Origin of the sequence: Kribbella sp. NBC_00382, assembly GCF_036067295.1 — a bacterium.
Lineage (GTDB): Bacteria > Actinomycetota > Actinomycetes > Propionibacteriales > Kribbellaceae > Kribbella.
On the sequence record NZ_CP107954.1, the window covers coordinates 4,900,318 to 4,917,073 of the forward strand.

11 protein-coding genes, 1 tRNA gene and 1 pseudogene are annotated in these 16,756 nt (G+C 66.9%); 9 read left to right on the plus strand and 4 right to left on the minus strand.

Annotation, left to right across the window (positions count from 1 at the left end):
* Window positions 1–116 precede the first annotated feature (116 nt).
* Together OHA70_RS23705 and tig are read left to right on the plus strand one after the other, a co-directional pair.
* Window positions 117–189 (plus strand) — tRNA-Pro (locus tag OHA70_RS23705).
* Window positions 190–266: 77 nt separating this feature from the next.
* Window positions 267–1,664 carry a trigger factor gene (gene tig / locus OHA70_RS23710; RefSeq protein ID WP_328321181.1) on the plus strand — a complete coding sequence of 466 codons (1,398 nt, stop codon included), beginning with the start codon at window positions 267–269 and terminating at the stop codon, window positions 1,662–1,664.
* Between the two features lie 69 nt (window positions 1,665–1,733).
* Here tig and OHA70_RS23715 read toward each other — a convergent pair whose 3' ends face one another.
* Window positions 1,734–2,717 carry a hypothetical protein gene (locus tag OHA70_RS23715; protein WP_328321183.1) on the minus strand — a complete coding sequence of 328 codons (984 nt, stop codon included), beginning with the start codon at window positions 2,715–2,717 and terminating at the stop codon, window positions 1,734–1,736.
* Window positions 2,718–3,006: 289 nt separating this feature from the next.
* Here OHA70_RS23715 and OHA70_RS23720 point away from each other — a divergent pair, with 289 nt between their 5' ends.
* From OHA70_RS23720 to OHA70_RS23745, 6 genes and pseudogenes are all read left to right on the plus strand, one after another.
* Window positions 3,007–3,630, plus strand: coding sequence for a ClpP family protease (locus OHA70_RS23720; protein ID WP_328321185.1), 624 nt, complete (start codon window positions 3,007–3,009; stop codon window positions 3,628–3,630).
* Window positions 3,631–3,652: 22 nt separating this feature from the next.
* Window positions 3,653–4,270 (plus strand): annotated as a pseudogene (locus tag OHA70_RS23725) (ATP-dependent Clp protease proteolytic subunit); the annotation flags it as partial.
* A gap of 212 nt (window positions 4,271–4,482) precedes the next feature.
* Window positions 4,483–5,778 carry an ATP-dependent Clp protease ATP-binding subunit ClpX gene (gene clpX, locus OHA70_RS23730; protein WP_328321187.1) on the plus strand — a complete coding sequence of 432 codons (1,296 nt, stop codon included), beginning with the start codon at window positions 4,483–4,485 and terminating at the stop codon, window positions 5,776–5,778.
* Window positions 5,779–5,951: 173 nt separating this feature from the next.
* The gene (locus OHA70_RS23735; protein WP_328321189.1) at window positions 5,952–7,532 is read left to right on the plus strand and encodes an alpha/beta hydrolase; all 1,581 of its coding nucleotides are present in this window, start codon (window positions 5,952–5,954) and stop codon (window positions 7,530–7,532) included.
* 137 nt (window positions 7,533–7,669) lie between these two features.
* A complete protein-coding gene (locus OHA70_RS23740; RefSeq protein WP_328321191.1) occupies window positions 7,670–9,208 on the plus strand; it encodes an alkaline phosphatase D family protein in 1,539 nt (512 codons plus the stop codon).
* Between the two features lie 11 nt (window positions 9,209–9,219).
* Entirely contained in the window at window positions 9,220–10,458 is a 1,239-nt protein-coding gene (locus OHA70_RS23745) for a hypothetical protein (RefSeq protein ID WP_328321193.1), read from the plus strand.
* A gap of 48 nt (window positions 10,459–10,506) precedes the next feature.
* Here OHA70_RS23745 and OHA70_RS23750 read toward each other — a convergent pair whose 3' ends face one another.
* A complete protein-coding gene (locus tag OHA70_RS23750) occupies window positions 10,507–11,808 on the minus strand; it encodes a phosphodiester glycosidase family protein (protein ID WP_328321195.1) in 1,302 nt (433 codons plus the stop codon).
* Window positions 11,809–11,992: 184 nt separating this feature from the next.
* Here OHA70_RS23750 and OHA70_RS23755 point away from each other — a divergent pair, with 184 nt between their 5' ends.
* On the plus strand, window positions 11,993–12,916 hold the full coding sequence (locus OHA70_RS23755) for an AEC family transporter (RefSeq protein WP_328321197.1): 924 nt from the start codon (window positions 11,993–11,995) through the stop codon (window positions 12,914–12,916).
* A 35-nt stretch (window positions 12,917–12,951) separates the two neighbouring features.
* Here OHA70_RS23755 and OHA70_RS23760 read toward each other — a convergent pair whose 3' ends face one another.
* The gene (locus OHA70_RS23760) at window positions 12,952–13,452 is read right to left on the minus strand and encodes a hypothetical protein (RefSeq protein ID WP_328321199.1); all 501 of its coding nucleotides are present in this window, start codon (window positions 13,450–13,452) and stop codon (window positions 12,952–12,954) included.
* A gap of 713 nt (window positions 13,453–14,165) precedes the next feature.
* Window positions 14,166–16,706, minus strand: a complete 2,541-nt coding sequence (gene valS / locus OHA70_RS23765) for a valine--tRNA ligase (RefSeq protein ID WP_328321201.1) — start codon at window positions 16,704–16,706, stop codon at window positions 14,166–14,168.
* Between the last annotated feature and the right edge of the window lie 50 nt (window positions 16,707–16,756).

Below are 16,756 nucleotides of genomic sequence, written 5' to 3' on the forward strand. Positions count from 1 at the left end.
ACGCGCACATGATTCCACATGGCCGGGCCAGGTCTCAAACTGGTTCCCGCTGATGCTCCCGATGGGGGTGGTGGCGCGAGCACTGGTCCGCGTCCACTAGACTCGTGCGGTCACTGCGGGGCGTAGCGTAGTGGCTAGCGCGCCTGCTTTGGGAGCAGGAGACCGCAGGTTCGAGTCCTGTCGCCCCGACAAACCCCTGCAGCACCGTGCAGCGTGGCCTGTCCGGCTACGGCTGTGAACGTCATCGACCAAGGAGAACCGCCACCGTGAAGAGCACCGTCGAGTCCTTGAGCCCGACCAAGGTCAAGCTCATCGTCGAGGTGCCGTTCGAGGAGCTCAAGCCGAGCCTCGACGCGGCGTACAAGAGCATCGGAAGCCAGATCGTCGTCCCGGGCTTCCGCAAGGGCAAGATCCCGCCGCAGGTCATCGACCAGCGGGTCGGTCGCGGTCCGGTGCTCGAAGAGGCGATCAACGACGCGCTGCCGAAGCTGTACTCGCAGGCCGTCCAGGACAACCAGGTCAAGGCGATCGGCCGGCCTGAGGTCGACGTGACCGAGTTCAACGACAAGGAGAGCCTGCAGTTCTCCGCCGAGGTCGAGGTCCGCCCGGAGATCACGCTGCCCGACCTCGAGGGTCTGGAGGCGAGCGTCGAGGACATCGCGATCGCCGACGACGAGGTGAACGAGCAGATCGAGGCGCTGCGCCAGCGGTTCGGCGCGCTGAACCCGGTCGAGCGCGCGGTCGGCGACAAGGACTTCATCACGATCGACCTGTCGGCCACCAAGGACGGCGAGAAGATCGAAGAGGCGCAGGCGACCGGCCTGTCCTACCAGGTCGGCAGCGGACAGCTGCTCGACGGCCTGGACGAGGCCGTCACCGGCCTGAACGCGGGCGAGTCGAAGACCTTCGTGACCCAGCTGGTCGGTGGTGAACTCAAGGGCGAGGACGTCGACGTCGAGGTCACCGTGACCGCGGTCAAGGAGCAGGAGCTGCCCGAGTTCGACGACGACTTCGCGCAGACCGCGTCGGAGTTCGACACCGCCGAGGAGCTCACCGCGGACGTCCGTACCCGGCTGGAGCGCGGCAAGCGCCTCGAGCAGGCCGGCGACGCGCGCGACGCAGTACTCGAGAAGATCCTGACCCTGGTCGAGGTACCGGTCCCCGAGGGCCTGCTGACCGACGAGCTGGCGGCCCGCCGGGAGAACCTGGAGCAGCAGCTCGGGTACTCCGGGATGAGCTTCGCCCAGTTCCTCGAGGGCGAGGAGCAGACCGAGGAAGAGTTCGACGAGGACCTGAAGAAGCGTTCCGAGGATGCGATCAAGGCCCAGTTCGTCCTCGACCTGGTGGCCGAGCAGCAGGAGCTGAGCGTCAACGACCAGGAGCTGACCGAGCACATCGTCCGGCACGCCCAGCGTTCCGGCGTCAGCCCCGACCAGTTCGCCCAGCACGCCGTCGAGAACAACCTGGTCCCGAGCCTCGTCTCCGAGGTAGTCCGCGGCAAGGCCCTCGCCCACCTGGTCGAGAACGCCAAGGTCACCGACGCCTCCGGCAACACCGTCGAACTCAAAACCCTCCAGCCCGACGGCACCTACGCCGACCCGGCCGACGAGACCGACGCCGAAGCCCCCGTGGCCCCGGCCGAAGAAGAACCCGCCAAGGCCTGAATCACCTGAACTAACAGTCGACGACCCCGAATCCCCAGCGGATCCGGGGTCGTCGCCTCTACCTGGTAACTAACTTGCACCTGGCGACGAAAAGTTTCCGCCCAGGGGGCATTGGCGGCTGCAGGGGTGGGCGGGGAGGTCGGGAGTCCGGCGGCGGAAGACCTCTAGTACCTGTACTGCGGCGTCGCACGGGCGGCTGGTGATGTCTAACCAGCCGTAGCGCAAGGTGGCCTCGGCTCGTAGGGTGGCGCGATTGTCGCGGTCGAGGTCGCGCCAGCGACGCTGCGGCGCGAGGTGGAAGCGTCCGTCGAGCTCGACCACCAGGCCGTACCGCGGATAGGCGACGTCGGTGAATTCCCGATCCACTGGGCGTTGGCGTATGCCGGTCGGCAACCTGTGTCGCCGCTCGACGTCGCGGAGGTAACGCAGCTCGAGCAGGGAATGCGAGCCGGATGCGATGTCGGCCAAGATCGGTCGCAGCACGGACCGATGACGCAGCCGGCCCCTTGCGTCGAGGGCTTGCAGGATGGCGGTGTGGCTGACTTGCCCGCTCTGGCAGGCCTCGGCGATGGTGGCTGCGGCATCGTCTGATGTGGCCGAGATTCCGACGATGTCCAGTACGGCGTGGGCCGGCTGGCGTCTTGGCGGGATGACGGTTGCCAGGCGGTTGGCCCAGTACTCGTCGCGGTGGATCTGGAGGCTGGGGCGACTCCTGACTCGCCGCTCGGTAGGAATGGTCACGTGGACCGGACGGCGCTCGTCGCGTTTGATCAGCCCGTGCTGCTCGGCGGCGGTGTAGTGGCTCCAGGCTGCATCCGGGCCGGCGTACAGGAGTGCTGCGAGTAGGCGTTCGTCGTACCCGATCGGGCCGGTGTGGGTGGCGTAGACACCGGGGTGGACCGTCTGCCAGGACCGGCGGCGCAGACGACGGCGGATGTCGACGTCCGTCCAGTCGGCGGCGAGGAGTTGGCTCCGCGCGACGATCTGGTCCTGGGTATGGATCAGGACGTCGAGGCCCTCTTCCTCAAGCTCTTGCCGCCACCACCAGTCCATCCGTACCAGGGTGCCTGAACTCGGCGGAGCGGCGCTGGGGCGGCTGTGGACAGCGATCTACTTGGTAACTAACTTGCACCAGGCGACGAAAAGTTTCCGCCTTAGCCGCGTTGCCCCTCACAAGTTTCGGGTCGGTCCGCACCTGGCCAGACGAGTGAGTCGGGGTGGGGGTAGAACGTCGCCCCGGGAGCGTGTTCTGGAGTTCGCTGAGGGCAGATGGCGTGCGCCGTGAGCGAACAGGTGGCTACCAGCCTTAGGTCTGTGGGCGCGGACCAGTAATGTCGGCTTCGTGAACGAGACATTTGCAGCCAGCCCCACCGCCGCGGGCGGCAACGGATCCGGCGGACTCGACGACCACATCTACCAGCGCCTGCTGAGCAACCGGATCATCTTCTTGGGGTCCGAGGTTCGCGACGACAACGCGAACGCTATCTGCGCTCAGATGTTGCTCCTCAACGCCGAGGACCCCAACAAGGACATCTGGCTGTACATCAACTCCCCGGGTGGCTCGGTGGACTCCGGCATGGCGATCTACGACACCATGCAGTGGATCTCCAACGACGTCGCCACGGTCGGGATGGGTCTGGCCGCCTCGATGGGCCAGTTCCTGCTCTGCGCCGGCGCGAAGGACAAGCGCTTCGCCCTGCCGCACGCGCGGATCATGATGCACCAGCCGTCGGGTGGCATGGGTGGTACCGCCTCCGACATCAAGATCCAGGCCCAGCAGTCGCTGCACATCAAGGCCCAGCTGTTCAAGCTGATCGCCGAGCACACCGGCCAGCCGCTGGAGCAGGTCGAGACCGACGCCGACCGGGACCGCTGGTTCACCGCGGACCAGGCGAAGGAATACGGCTTCATCGACCACGTCGTGGCCAGCGCTGCTCAGCTGAGCAGCGGCAGCCCGAACTCCTGACCTCTCCTGCGAAACTAAGGACACGAGCATGAACTACTTCATCCCGCAGTGGGAGGAGCGCACGTCGTACGGCATGCGCCGGATCGACCCCTACACCAAGCTGTTCGAGGACCGGATCATCTTCCTCGGCACCCCGATCACCGACGAGATCGCCAACGCCGTGATGGCGCAGCTGCTCTGCCTGCAGGCGATGGACTCCGACCGGGACATCAGCATCTACATCAACTCGCCCGGTGGCTCCTTCACCGCGCTGACCGCGATCTACGACACGATCCGGTACATCAAGCCGGACGTGCAGACGGTCTGCCTGGGCCAGGCTGCTTCAGCTGCCGCGGTACTGCTCGCAGCCGGTACTCCCGGCAAGCGGCTCGCGCTGCCGAACAGCCGGATCATCATCCACCAGCCGGCCACCGAGGGCACCTACGGGCAGTCCAGCGACATCGAGATCCAGGCGAACGAGATCCTCCGCCTGCGCTCGCTGCTGGAGAAGATGCTCGCCGAGGCCAGCGGCAAGTCGCACGAAGAGGTCTCCCGCGACATCGAGCGGGACAAGTTCCTGACCGCCGACCAGGCGATCGAGTACGGCCTGATCGACGACATCCTGCAGACCCTCAAGACCCCGGTCCCGGCCGGCGTCTGAGAACGACCGTTCCGCTTCGGCGGTACCGATACGGGCGGCCCAGCTGTCAAGCGACAGTGCGTTCGCCACCGGCGTAGTCACAACGCGTCGGTGAGCGCGGCGTTTCGGCCCCCGGCGCGGTACCGTCGAAGCGAGTTCCGGGTGGGGATCAGCCCCGATGGTTCAGGTTCGAGTCCGCCCGGTTCGACTGCTCAGAGAAGGGATCTGTCCCGGTGGCACGCATAGGTGACGGCGGTGACCTGCTCAAATGCTCGTTCTGCGGCAAGAGCCAGAAGCAGGTCAAGAAGCTCATCGCCGGTCCCGGCGTCTACATCTGCGACGAATGCATCGATCTCTGTAACGAGATCATCGAGGAGGAGCTGAACGAGGGCTCCGAGGTCGGTCTGACGGAGCTGCCCAAGCCCCGGGAGATCTACGACTTCCTCAATGCGTACGTCGTCGGACAGGACGTGGCGAAGAAGGCGCTCGCGGTAGCGGTCTACAACCACTACAAGCGGGTCCGCGACGGTCAGGGCTCGTCGAGCGCCGGCCGGCACGCGAAGGACGAAGCGGTCGAGCTGGCCAAGTCGAACATCCTGCTGATCGGCCCGACGGGTTGCGGCAAGACGTATCTGGCGCAGACGCTGGCCCGGATGCTGAACGTGCCGTTCGCGATCGCCGACGCCACCGCGCTGACCGAGGCGGGCTATGTCGGCGAGGACGTCGAGAACATCCTGCTGAAGCTGATCCAGGCGGCCGACTACGATGTCAAGAAGGCCGAGACCGGGATCATCTACATCGACGAGGTCGACAAGATCGCTCGCAAGAGCGAGAACCCGTCGATCACCCGCGATGTCTCCGGCGAGGGTGTCCAGCAGGCACTGCTGAAGATCCTGGAAGGCACCACGGCCAGCGTTCCGCCGCAGGGCGGCCGCAAGCACCCGCACCAGGAGTTCATCCAGATCGACACCACCAACGTGCTGTTCATCGTCGGCGGCGCGTTCGCCGGCCTGGACCACATGGTGGAGCAGCGGGTCGGCAAGAAGACGCTCGGCTTCAACGCCAAGCGCGAGCCGGAGAAGCCCAAGGAGCTCAGCGGCTACTCCGACGTGATGCCGGAGGACCTGCTCAAGTTCGGCCTGATCCCCGAGTTCATCGGCCGGCTCCCGGTCATCACCACGGTCTCCCCGCTGGACCGGGACGCGCTGATCAAGATCCTGTCCGAGCCGAAGAACGCGCTGGTCAAGCAGTACCGGCGGCTGTTCGAGATCGACAACGTCGAGCTGGAGTTCAGCGAGGACGCGGTCGAGGCGATCGCGGACCAGGCGCTGCTACGCGGCACCGGTGCCCGCGGGCTGCGCGCGATCATGGAAGAAGTCCTGCTCAACGTGATGTACGAGGTGCCGAGCCGCGAGGACGTCGCCAAGGTCGTCGTCACCGGCGAGGTCGTCCTGGAGAACGTCAACCCGACGCTGATCCCGCGCGACCAGATGGTCAGCAAGCGCGAGCGCCGCGAGAAGACCGCCTAAAACAAAAGCAATCCGTACTACGGGTGAGCTGCGCTCACCAGGTTCACTCCTGAGAGGGGCCGGCATCCGCTGAGAGGCGGACTGCCGGCCTCGTTCCGTTGGTGGACTCGCACCGAGCGGTCCCGGCCATAGCGTCGATGACGTCCAAATCATCGACTCGCTGGGGGAGAACCGTGCAGATCCGAAGAATCACGGCCGTACTGGCCGCAGCCGCCCTCGTAGTACCGACTACGGCGTCGGCTGCCAGTACTGCCCAACCAGTAGTGCCCAAGATCAACTGGGGGAGCTGTGGCGCCGCGCCGGCCCTAGAAGCCTTCCAGTGCGCCACTGTGGAGGTCCCAACCGATTACGACCACCCACGTGGCCCCACGACCACCATTGCGCTGACCCGGCTGCCCGCCAGCGACCCGGCTCACCGCATCGGCACCCTGTTCACCAACCCGGGCGGTCCTGGCGGCCCTGGCGTCGAGTTCATCCAGCAGGTGGGGCAATCCGCCTACACCTCGCAGGTACGGGCGCAGTTCGACATCCTCGGCTTCGACCCGCGAGGTGTGGGTAAGTCCGACCCGGCGACCTGCTACCGGACAGAGGCCGAGGAGCAGAAGGTACTGGCCAGCCAGCCGCCGTTCCCGGTGACCCGCGCCGAGGAGCGTGCCTACACCAGCTGGGGCATCAAGGTCGGCCTGCATTGCAGTGCTCTCTCGGGCGACAAGCTGGCCCACATGTCGACGGCGAACGTTGCCCGTGACATGGACCTGCTCCGGCAGGCGGTCGGTGACGAGAAGCTGAGCTACATCGGCTACTCCTACGGCACGTACCTCGGTGCCACCTACGCCAAGCTGTTCCCCACCAAGGTCCGCGCACTGGTCCTCGACGGGACGCTCAGCCCCACCGGGTACTCCGGTTCGGACGGCGACCGGCGCCCGTTCGGCGTACGGATCGCTCAAGGCGACGGAGCTGCTGGGACCTTCGCGCAGTTCAAGGCTGAGTGCAAGAAGGCCGGGCCGGACAAGTGCTCGCTGGCCAAGCTCGGTGATCCGTCGACTGTCGTCGAGAATCTCTTCGAGCGGCTCAAGACCCACCCGGTCGTCGTGACGCTGCCCGATGGGACCACGACGACCGTGACCTACCAGATCGCTGTGGTGGTTGGCTTCCAGCACATGTACGACCCGGCCGGCTGGTCTGAGCTCGCCGACCTGTACAGCCAACTCGCGGCTCCCACCAAGAGCAAAAGCACAAAGGCGCCGGCCGCTCTGGTCGAGTGGACCAGGCACAAGGAGCTGTATCCCTCGCTCGCGCAGGGCATGCAGCCCTGCATCGAGACTGCGAAGGCGGGTCGTCCCTTCGACTACCCGGCGTACGCCGGTGCCGCCGACAAGACTGGTCCGCACTTCGGCCGCTTCCGTACCTGGGTCGGCCAGCCGTGCGAGTCCATGCCCGTCAAGGACACCGACGCGTTCAAGGGTCCGTGGCCGAACAAGGTGAAGCCGCCGGTACTGGTCATCGGCACCCGGTACGACCCGGCGACGCCGTACGCGGCCACCCGCCCGTACGCCGACCTCTTCCCGGACGCTCGGCTGCTCACGGTCGAGGGCTACGGCCATACGACGCTCTTCAAGAGCAGTTGCGCCGACTCCCGCATCACCAAGTACCTGACGACCCTGACCGCTCCGGCCGACGGAACGACCTGCGGGCAGGACTACAAGCCCTTCGATCCGGTACAGGCCGGGAGAAAGCGGGTCGTTGTCCAGTAGGACAAGGTGTAGGAAAGTTACCAAATCTTCGGGAGTATGGGCACGAACCGCCCCGATCGCTAGGTTCTCCGGACGGATCCGTCGTATTCATCCGTCCGGGGGGCCCTGCGCCATGTGCACCTCGGAAGGTGACGCCCATGAAACCCATCAGTCGTCGAACCCTTGTCCTCGGCGGACTGGCGGCGGCAGGTGCTACCGCACTGCCCGCCCGTTCCAGCATCATCACCGCCACTGCAGCTGTCCCCTACCCGTTCCAGCTAGGGGTTGCCTCCGGTGAGCCCGACGCGAGCAGCGTCGTGCTCTGGACCCGCCTGGCGCCGTCCCCGCTGAACGCCGACGGCCAGGGCGGCATGGCCAACGCCAATGTCGCCGTGGACTGGCAGGTCTCGACCACCGAGTCCTTCGCCACCCTGGTCACCTCGGGCACCGTCACTGCGACGTATGGAGCCGCCCACTCCGTCCACGCCATCGCCAACGGCCTCAACCCCGACTCGGACTACTTCTACCGCTTCCGCGCCCAGGGCCACGTCTCACCCGTCGGCCGGACCCGTACCGCACCAGCGGCCGGCACCAATGGCCGCGACCTCGTCATGGCGTTCACCTCCTGCGCACACTACGAGGAGGGCTACTACACGGCGTACCGGCGAATGGCTGAGGACAATCCGGGGCTCATCCTGTTCCTGGGCGACTACATCTACGAGTACCCGGCTACTGCAGGCCGGACGCGACTGCACCTGGGTGCTACCGAGATCACGACGCTGGCTGACTACCGGCGTCGCTATGCGCAGTACAAGGCGGACCCGGACCTGCAGGCGGCGCATGCGGTCGCGCCGTGGATCGTAGTACCGGACGACCATGAGGTGGAGAACAACTACGCCAACATGACTCGTGCGGACAGCACCCCGGCGCTGACGACTGCGCAGTGGACTGCCCGGCGTACCGCGGCCTACCAGGCGTACTACGAGAACATGCCGCTGCGGCCGGCACAGGCCAGCAACGGCAACTCCATCCAGCTGTACCGGCGGCTGCCGTGGGGCAAGCTCGCCACCTTCCACATGCTCGACACGAGGCAGTACCGCAACGACCAGGCGTGTGGTGACGGCTGGAAGATCTGCTCGGACGCAGACCTGGCCACCCGCAGCCTGCCCGGCAACGCCCAGGAGACCTGGTTGCTCAACGGCCTTGCCGAGAAGGCAGCCACCTGGGACATCATCGGGCAGCAGGTGTTCTTCGCCCGCCGCTTCAACTCCACCGGGGCGAGCATGGACTCCTGGGACGGGTACCGCGCGTCGCGGGCCCGGATCCAGCAGGGCTGGACCGACCGCGGTGTCGTCAACCCGGTAGTGCTCACCGGAGACGTACACCGGGCCTGGGGCAACAACCTGATGGCCGACTACAACAACGCGAACTCGGCCATCATCGGCACCGAACTCGTCACCAGCTCGGCCACCTCCACCGGTGACGGCGACGCGACCACGGCGATTCCGGATGTCGGGACCAACCCGTGGCTGAAGTTCTACAGCAACCGCCGCGGCTACATCCGCGCGACGGTGTCGCCGACGCAGATGAAGGCGGATTTCCGCGGCGTGGCGAAGGTGTCCGAGCACGACGCGCCGGTGTCGACCCTGAAGTCGTTCGTCATCCAAGAGGGCCAGCCCGGCCTTCAGGCAGTCTGAGGGGACCGGCTATGAAGAAGAAGCTTTTCGCCCTGGCGGTCGCCGTTCCCTCACTGCTGTTCACGATTCCCGCGCAGGCAGCGGTTGCGGCGCCGGTCTGGAGTACTGCGAACAGCGCGTCAACCGGCGATCAGGACACGGCCGCGATCGCGACCAACCGCAGCGGGTACGTGGCTGTCGTGTGGGAAGACGATCGGGATACGACCGATGCCGCCGACAACGCGCACAGCGAGATCTTCCTGCGGCTGTATCGCAACGGTACGGCCCTCTACGAGAAGAAACTGTCCGCAGCCGGCAGCAGTGGCGTCACCAACTGGCGCCACCTGCACCCGGATGTCGGCCTGGACGACAAGGGCAATGCCGTTGTCGTGTGGGCCGATGACCCGGACGGCAACGGCTACTACAACATCCCCTACCGCGTGGTGAACACGGCCGGGACGGTGACGGCCTCGGCCAACGCGAACACGTCGGCCGATGGTCAGCAGATCAACCCGCGCGTGGCAGTCGACCCGGATGGCGCGCCGTCGACTGCGGCGGTTGCCTTCACGGTGGTGTGGGAGGACATCCAGACAGGTACTCCGGCGACGGTGAAGGCGGCTGGATTCACTGGCCCGACGACTCGCGGCTATGAGGTGACCGCTTCGACGACGACGGGTCAGCACCACAATCCAGATGTGGCGGTGTCGGCCTCGGGCGACGCGGTCGTGGTCTGGGATGACGGGTCGACCGACGCGTCGTACAACGTCGGGCTGGTGGGGCTGGCCCGGACTAATGGCGCGGTCACGCTGTCCCGGCGTACGGCGAATGCCACCACCGCTGGGGCGCAGTTGCATGCTTCGGTCGCCGCCAACTTCAACGGCGACTTCGCGGTCGCGTGGGAGTCGGGTGCGGGGGTTTGGGCCCGCGGCTTCACCGGTACGGGCGCCGCGCGCACAGCCGATCTGGAAGTAGTTGCTAGTGGCAAGAATCCCTCGATCGGGATCGATGACCAGGCGAGCAGCGTGGTCGGCTGGACCGCGCAGGCCACGGACCTCGACGTGTGGGTGCGCGGCTTCAGCTCAGCCGGTACTACGGACGCGCCGCGGCTGTCGGCTCAGCAGTTGAGCCAGGTGCCGGCCGGGCGGCAGGAGCAGTTGGTGGTTGCCGTGTCGCCGTGGTCCGAGGTGGCGGTCGCGTACACGGACGACAACGACGGGAACACCTACGACCAGGTGATTCTCGGGCAGGGCATTTCGAACAACAACTTCTAAGTAGTGAAGGGCCCGGGACGTCCCGGGCCCTTCGTCGTTCTTGGCGTACTACTTCTTCGGGACCCAGATGAGCGCGTCGCCGACGGCCCGCTCGGCGCCGTTGGTGCCGCTCGGGTGGCTGACCAGGGCGCCGTTCACGGCCATCGCGGTCGAGCCGCCGCCGTCGAGGTTGATCGAGTCGTGCAGGCCGAGGGACTTGGCGACCGCGGCCGTCTCGTCCATCGTCGTACCGACGCTGGTGGTCTGCCGGCCGTCGAGCGCCGCCAGGGTGAGCTTGCCGTCGCTGGTGGTACCGACGATCGTGCGCGGGTTGCGGTCGAAGAAGCTGCCGGTACCGGCCGGGACGACGACCTCGCCGTTGGCTGTCAGACGGTACCGGCCCGTTACGGCGTACAGGTCCTTCTTCAGGCCGAGGCTGGTGCCGTTCTCGTCGGTGACGGCGACGTCGGTCTTCAAGCAGGTGTGCGAGACCATGCCGAGGAGTGCGTTCGAGTCGCTGCCGGTGGCCTGCAACGAGGTCTGGTTCTTCGTCAGGGTCGTACCGCGGGTGGCGGCGACCCGCTCGACGCAGCCGTCCCGGTCGAGGACGACCTCGATGCCCGCGCCGGCCGGGGTGGTGGCCGCGAACTCGGGGGTGAACAGCGTGACGTCGCCGGGGACAGTGCAGGCGGTCTGTGCCGGGAGGGTGGCGCAGGCGGTCGGGATCACCGGCGGGTGGTTGACGAATTCGAGCGGCAGGGTCGCGCCAGTCTTCGGGTTCTTGACCGAGCCGGTCCAGCGGAGGTGGCCCATCACGGCCTTGTTGGTCTTGGCGTTGACGATGAAGTTGGCCTCGGCCGGGTCGGTGAGCGGTTCGCTGAGTAGCTTGCCGTCGAAGATGCCGAGGCCGACCGGGTCGCCGGGGTAGAGGGCGCTGGCGGTGAAGGTGAAGAACGACGCGTTGACGCCGGCCAGGGCTCCCGAAGTACGGACCAGGTCGCTGGTCTTCTCGACCTTGGCGAGATCGGGTCCGTACGTCGTCCGCAGTTCGCCCCTCGCCTTGCGCGGGTCGATGGTGAGGACGTTGACGACCCAGGGGCCGCGGGTGGTGGTGTTGATCTGGTCCGCCGGGGCGGGGTCGGTGCCGCGGACGATGCGGGTCAGGGTGACGCCTTCGGCGAGGGTGGTGGAGGTGCGGGTCTCGGCGAGGTCCGCGTCGCCGAGGGGGAGGACGCCCGCGGCGTACTGGATCGGCGTGGGCTGCTGTTCGGGGTTGGGCTCGGCGGCGGTGGCGGTCGGGGCGACGAGCAGGGTCGCGAGCGCGGCCAGCGAGGCGGCTGCGGCGAGTTTGGAGCGGACGGGAGAGTTCATGGTTGCCATCCTTTGGGGTTTTGGTGGAATCTTTCCAGTCGGATGGCTGGCTGGTCAGTAACTTGCAGATGAAACGTTTCGTCTACGATCGCTGGCGTGATGACGATCCCGGGCCGGCCCGAGCGCGACGACGGCAAGCGGCGCCGACGGCGAGCAACCGCTGCGGCTGCCGGGTAGCTGACGCGTGTCCGCTGTCGTCGCCGCTTTCGTCGCCCTCGTCTCGGTCGCTGTGCTCGGGTACCTGGTCGGGCTGGCCGGCGTACTGCGGGCCGAGGACGAGCTGGTGTTGTCGCGGCTGGCGTTCTTCGTCGCGACGCCGGCGTTGCTGTTCACCACGGTTGCGCGGGCCGATCTCCATGCGATCTTCTCGCCGGTGCTGCTGACGAATCTGGCTGGGCTGTTCGTCGTACAGGTGCTGTATCTCGGCGTCGCGGTGCTGATCTGGCGCCGGAGTCGGGCGCAGGCGACGATCGGAGTACTGGCCGCGTCGTATGTGAACGCAGGCAATCTGGGGGTGCCGGTCGCCGCGTATGTGCTGGGCGACGGGGCGTTGGTGGCGCCGATCGTGTTGTTCCAGCTGCTGGTGATGGCGCCGGTGGCGTTCGCAGTACTGGATGCGGATCGGCACGGGGCCGGGCGGCGGGTGCCGTTGCGGGTGCTGCTGACGCGGCCGTTGCGGAATCCGTTGACGGTGGCGTCGCTGCTCGGGTTGCTCTTCGCGGCTGCTGGAATCGAGTTGCCGTCGTTGCTGATGCGGCCGATCGATCTCGTTGCTGCGGCGGCGGTACCGGTCGCTTTGATCGCGTACGGATTGAGCCTCGGCGGCGCGAAGGACTCGATCAGCCTCGACCGCGACGCAGTACTGGCCGTCCTGCTGAAAACCCTCGTCCAACCGCTCGTCGCATACTCCGTCGGCCGCTGGCTCTTAGACCTCTCGGGTCCCGCCTTGCTCGCCCCGGTCCTACTAGCCGCGTTGCCGACTGCCCAGAACGTCTACGTCTACGCCGTCCAGTACCGCGCGTCGCGGCGGCTTGCCCGAAGCGCAGTACTGCTCAGCACCCTGCTCTCAATCCCGATCATGATCGCCCTCAGCGGCCTACTCGCCTGACCCACTGCCCCTGCAGGTGAACGCTCCGCGAGCAGCTACTTCATCGCGTTGAACGCTTCGTCGGCCAGTGCGCCGACATCGTCGACGCCGACACCGTCGTTGGCCGCTTGCGCGATCACGGTGAGCGTGTTCGACCCGCGATAGCACTGCGTCGGAAGATTGCCGGCCGACTCCACGCAGGTGGACTGCCCAACCTTCTTCACCTGCTCCGGCGTCGCACCCGAATCCTTGATCGTCTTGTCGATATCCACCTTGCCGCGCAACGCGATCACCACATACAGCCGCTTCCCATCGAGATTCCCGTACGCCTCGACAGTCGCCTGCTTCCCGTCATTGATCCGGCTCAACGCAGCCCGCGTCTCCTCCAACTTCAACTGCTCCCGGATCTGAGCATCCGTCACCCGATCCAACCCTCCGAGCTTCGCCGGCGGCGTGATATCCCTCGCGGTGTTCAGCCGACTCATCGGCCCCAACCCGGCGAAGTACCCCACAGCAGCCACCACCACCAACGCCAAAACAACCCCACCCACAGTCACCCAAGGATTCCGCCGCCACTTAACCCTCTTAAGCCCCCGCCAAGCCCCCTTCCACCAAGCCGCCTTGCTCTCACCCGGGCTTGAATGCGTCGGCGTATCCGTAACAGTCCCGCCGGCAGTACCCGCCGAGCCGGCGCTCGCGCCGGGCGAAGAGCCGGCGGGGTTGCTCTTTCCGGACGGGTTGAGGCCGGCCGTCGAACCGGCGGGATTGCTCGTTCCGGACGGGTTGATGCCGGGCGTCGAACCGGCGGGGGTGCTCGTTCCGGGGGCGCCAGCGCCGCTGGGGGTGCTAGCGCCGGTTGTGCTCGTTCCGGGCGAGGTAGCTGCGGGGGAGCCTGTTCCTGGGGTACTCCCCGCGGCGGGGGTGCTTGCCGGGGAGTTCGCTGGAGCGTTTGTGGGGCTGGTGCTTGGCCGGCCGCCGGTACGGGCAGGCGGCTCGGACGGGGTGGGGCGGGGGGTCTGCTTGGGGCGGTCGTCCGGGCCGGGGGTGGTGGGGGTGCTCATGGGTGCTCCTCGGGGCGCGCGGACGGGGTCGCCGGGGGTTCGGGCTGGGGCTGTCCCGATCGTTTCATATCTGGACAAGGTGTTCCCGCCGACGGACAGCAGACCGGTTGAACCCGCAGGGTAGTCGGTCGGGTGAAAGCAGTAGCGCCCGCCTCCGAAGAAGCGGGCGCTACCGGTGCGCGTGGTCAGGCGCTACAAGTGCGGGTTGTTCAGAGGGCCGCGATGACGGAGACCTCAGTGGACTCGTCGGGGCTCCAGAGGATTTCGCCGGTGATTCGGCCAGCGGCTCGGAGGTCAACTTCGGCCTGGGCTGCCAGGGTCAGGCGGGCGGCGGGGCCGCTGACCTCGACCTTGGAGACCTCGGTCTTCATCGATACCTGAGCCGTCGACTTGGCGCCGCGGATGCCTGCGAGGACCTCGGCGACCGCGTCGAGGACCGCGGGGTCCTGCTCAGCAGAAGCGACATCGACAGACGGGACCGGCCAGGACGTTTGGTGGATCGAGCCTTCCTGCCACCAGGACCAGACCTCTTCGGTCGCGAATGGCAGGTACGGCGCGAGCAGCCGCAGCTGAACAGACAGCGCGACAGCGAGTGCCGCCTTTGCCGAGACAGCGCCCTCCTCGCCGTGCCCGCCGTACGCCCGCTCCTTGACCAGCTCGACGTAGTCGTCGCAGAAGCTCCAGAAGAACCGCTCGGCGATCTCCAGCGCACCGGTGTAGTCGTACCGCTCGAAAGCAGCCGTCGCCTCGTCGATGACCTGCCGCAGCTGCGCCAGCATCGCCAGGTCGACCGGCTCGGTGACAGCGCCTGCATCAACCGACGTCGCGCCGAAGGACAGAACGAACTTCGAAGCGTTCAGGACCTTGATCGCCAGTCGCCGGCCGACCTTCATCTGCGACTCGTCGAACGGTGAGTCCATCCCCGGTCGCGCCATCGCGGCCCGCCAGCGAACGGCGTCGGAGCCGAACTTCTCCAGGATCTCCGACGGGACGACCGCGTTGCCCTTGGACTTCGACATCTTCTTGCGGTCCGGGTCGACGACGAAGCCGGAGATCATCGACCGCGCCCACGGCAGCGTGCCGTTCTCGTAGTGCGCCCGGACGACGCGGGAGAACAGCCAGGTGCGGATGATCTCGTGCGCGTGCGTGTTCAGGTCCATCGGGAAGGTCCGCTGGAACAGGTCGTCGTCGCGCTCCCAGCCGCAGACGATGTGCGGAGTCAGCGACGAGGTCGCCCAGGTGTCCATCACATCCGGATCCGCGACGAAGCCGCCCGGCTTGCCGCGCTGGGACTCGTCGTACCCACCCGGGACCTGCGAGGTCGGGTCGATCGGCAGATCGGCCTCGCGCGGCATCAAGGGGTGCGCGTAGTCGGGCTCGCCCTCGTGGTCGAGTGGGTACCAGACCGGGAACGGGACGCCGAAGAAGCGCTGCCGGGAGATCAGCCAGTCGCCGTTCAGCCCGTCGACCCAGTTCTGGTAGCGGTGGTGCATGAACTCGGGAACCCACTCGAGCTCGTTTCCGCGCTCGAGGAACTCGGCCTTCAGCTCCTCGTCCCGGCCGCCGTTGCGGATGTACCACTGCCGGGTGGAGACGATCTCGAGCGGCTTGTCGCCCTTCTCGAAGAAGTTCGCCTTCCGCTGCGTCGGCTTCGGCTCGCCGTCCAGATCGCCGCTCTCGCGCAGCTTGGCGACAGTCAGCTCCCGTGCGCTGAAGGTGGTCTTGCCGGCCAGCTCGGCGTACAGCTCGGAACCTTCGAGCCACGGCGGGGTGTCGCGGAGCAGACGGCCGTCGCGCCCGATGACGGTCCGGACGGGGAGTTGCAGCTCGCGCCACCAGATGACGTCGGTCAGGTCACCGAAGGTGCAACACATCGCGATGCCCGCACCCTTGTCGGGCTCGGCCGCCTCGTGCGCCAGGACCGGGATCTCGACGTCGAACAGCGGCGAGCGGACCGTAGTACCGAACAGGTGCTTGTACCGCTCGTCGGACGGATGCGCGATCAGCGCGACACAGGCCGGCAGCAGCTCGGGACGTGTGGTCTCGATGTAGATCGGGCCATCGGCGCCGTGGAAGGCGATCTTGTGGAATGCGCCCGGGTAGTCCCGAGCCTCGAGCTCAGCTTGCGCGACAGCGGTCTGGAAGGTGACGTCCCAGAGTGTCGGAGCCTCGGACAGGTACGCCTCGCCGCGCGCGAAGTTGCGCAGGAAGGCGCGCTGCGACGTCCGGCGGGAGTCCTCGGAGATGGTCGTGTAGAGGTAGTTCCAGTCGACGCTCAGGCCGACCTGGCGCCACATCGCCTCGAACGCCTGCTCGTCGATGTGGGTCAGCTCGCCGCACAGGTCGACGAAGTTCTGCCGCGAGATCGGGATCTGCTTCTTCGGGTCAGGCTTCGCCGGCGGCTCGAAGGCAGGGTCGAAGGGCAGCGTCGGGTCGCACTTGACGCCGTAGTAGTTCTGGACCCGGCGCTCGGTCGGCAGGCCGTTGTCGTCCCAGCCGATCGGGTAGAAGACCTTCTTGCCCCGCATCCGCTGGAAGCGCGCGACCAGGTCGGTATGCGTGTAGCTGAAGATGTGTCCGACGTGCAGCGACCCGGAGACGGTCGGCGGCGGGGTGTCGATCGAGTAGACGTCGGCGCGCTCCGCAGTACGGTCGAACGCGTAGGTCTGTTGTTCCTTCCATACGGCAGCCCACTTCTCCTCAAGGCCATCGAGGGTGGGCTTGTCAGGAACACGGGACGCTTCGCTCATACGGCAATCCTAGTGGTTGTCAAGGGGTGCTCACGACGGGTTATCCACAG